Here is a 2,648-nt window from a genome sequence, read left to right on the forward strand (position 1 = left end):
TAATAAGCTTTTCTATATTAATTTAACCAGATTTCATCACAGGCTATAAGAGGCTTTCGCTTAGGATGATACCGCCATTCGGGTAGTTTTGCCAAAGGTGCAGCATAAACTCGGATCACTTTAACACTGTCATTTAATAATACTTGATAAGGTATCTTGTCCAAGGTGTAATCCTCCTCAACGGATTCAAGCTTACTGAGAAATACATCTTGGAAATCTTTTCCATTCTTAGATACCGAAATTCGAATTTCTTTTGGTGGAAATATCCAATGTCGGGCATCCTTTAGAAAATTAAGTGTTATGGTATCTATTCGCCTTTCCTGTTCAAAATCAAAAGTAATATCCATCGGCTCCCCGTTCCATAGCAACCAATTATAGCTATAATCCATATAGCCCGGCACACTATCTGTAAGTGTTTTTAGTCCATTGGCAGGGAAAGAAGGATCAAATGGATATCTCAACTTAATATTTGCTTCAGAGGCCTTATTTGCTCTAACGCCGGCTTTGAATATTTCAGACCACTCCTTTGCATAACTATCGGGTGATGCGCCAGCTTCGGCAAGCTCTATAACGTCCAATTTTTTTGCATCTTCAACAAATTGTGTTACTTTACGACTCACCTTTTGTCTCACAACCCAACGCTCCCCCTCTTGTTCAAATATACCATGTTGATGCGGTCCATAAAATCTTGCTTGTTGCAAATAGGTATAATCCAACCCAAGTCCAATACGCCTGACACGGGATTCCACTAAAGGATTACCTTCACTGGCTATTTCCGCTTTTTCTAATAATGTACTATACTTATCCATCGCCTCTGGACTTAAAAAGTCATGCCTATTATCAATCGGGTTTCCGTAAATGGATAAAGCTGATGAAGGCCCGGGCAAGTGATTTCTTCGTTCAGCAAGATATGCTTTAATAAAGGGTCCAGCCTTGCCATAATAGCCCTCGATAAACTCGTTGGTTAGCTGTTCTTCTGAAAGCGTCGTATCCCAGGCGAGGTTAGCCAATATATAGGCATTTAGCTCCGCCATATCACTATAAGTCGCTCCTCCACCTTGCAAAAAGACCCCTTCGACACCTTGCGTTTTCAAATATTGTAGACTTTCCTGCATGGTTCCTTGGATCGGAAATGGCGCAAGATAATTAGTGAACTGTGTCAGATAATCCCATACAAATACATGCTTGGCCTTAGCTTTCCAAGCTCCCAATTGTCTACGAAAAGTTGCTGCTGATGGTTCACTTCCAATGTCATTTTTTCTAAAAGCATCGATATTACTTAATATAACAGAAACATTATCGGCAACCTTGAAGTGCGTTGGCGCATTTGCTGATTCTAAATACGCCAGTGTTGTAAATTTTTTGTCGGGAAATTGTGCGGCCACCCTATTCACAAAGTGAATCAGTGAGCCTTGCGCTCCACCCTCCCGCTTATCAATAGCCTGACAACGATCGCAAGTACAGCTTCCAATATCATCATTGGCCGCGATAGACCAATAAGTAGCTGTGGGATTTTCGCTTATCCTACGTTTAAAATAAGCTACGGTAAGATTAAAAACGTCCTCGTTAGATAGACAAAGTTGAATAGGTTGGCGTTTTCCATCATACAGGGAGTAATACTCCGGATGTTCTTTAAAATAAACTGATGGTGGCAATATTTTACTGAAAGTGTGCCCCCAATCTCCCCAGCGTTCTTCCAAATTATGTAAACCATACCAATCCATATACTCCTGATCCAATTCAACAGGGAAATAAACCTCTCTAAACTCAAAATTTGGTTTGGAATAAATCTTCAGATCTGAATCCACTGTTAAGAATGTCAATTTTGGAACAGATGTATTTTCTTTACCTACATACCACTTTCGTCCACCAATAATATCCCTGACATAACGATATGCCGCAAATAGTACACCTTTACCACTTCCCTCGATATAAATATTCTTTCCTACAGCTTGTATGGAGTAACTGTCTTCGGGAAACATATTAGTTATTGAGCTTTTTTCCAAAATAATGGCATGTGTGACTTCGCCTTTAGCTTGTATTGCAAAATCTACACCTGTACTTTCTTTTGTAAAAGTGTTTATCACCGCAGCAGCTTTTTGTAAAACAGGATCATTTGCATCCGCTTGAATGACATAGTCCGTTTTCCCTTGATCAACTAATGTAATTCTTTCTTTACCCTGAACTATCGTTACCATTGACAATAGACATAACATAAACTTCCACATCATATTAAAAATATTTCCTTAATGATAGATTTAGGTCATACTGATTCATAAATCTATTTTCAGCAACTTTGTAATAGCTCCAACCGCCCATGAGTGTAAAACCCCAATTGTCTATACGATGTTGCCGTCAAAATACGCCAGCCCTCACCTTCGAAAAAGGATCGAATGAAATGGATTATATGTTCAATTTTACTAAGCATGACCTATTCTTAATCGTACACGAGATATAAGTTCCGACGGAGAGATAGGCTTTTTAATATAATCATTGGCTCCGACTTCGAATCCTTCCACAATACTATTATCGTCACGGTAACCGGAAATAATAATAACAGGTACCTGATTATTCGTATTGCTTTTCCGAATGCGATCGATTATTTCGTAACCATTGGCAAAAGGTAATGCCAGATCTGTTATGACCAA

General features: G+C 39.1%; 2 protein-coding genes. Both read right to left on the minus strand.

The annotated features are described in order from the left end of the window. Positions 1-17 precede the first annotated feature (17 nt). The gene (locus tag B2X72_RS03385) at positions 18-2,198 is read right to left on the minus strand and encodes a DUF4838 domain-containing protein (protein ID WP_158638753.1); all 2,181 of its coding nucleotides are present in this window, start codon (positions 2,196-2,198) and stop codon (positions 18-20) included. 222 nt (positions 2,199-2,420) lie between these two features. Then, on the minus strand, positions 2,421-2,648 hold a 228-nt coding region (locus B2X72_RS03390), incomplete at its 5' end, for a response regulator (RefSeq protein ID WP_286848264.1).

This window comes from Sphingobacterium sp. UBA7253, from assembly GCF_002472745.1.
GTDB lineage: Bacteria > Bacteroidota > Bacteroidia > Sphingobacteriales > Sphingobacteriaceae > Sphingobacterium > Sphingobacterium siyangense.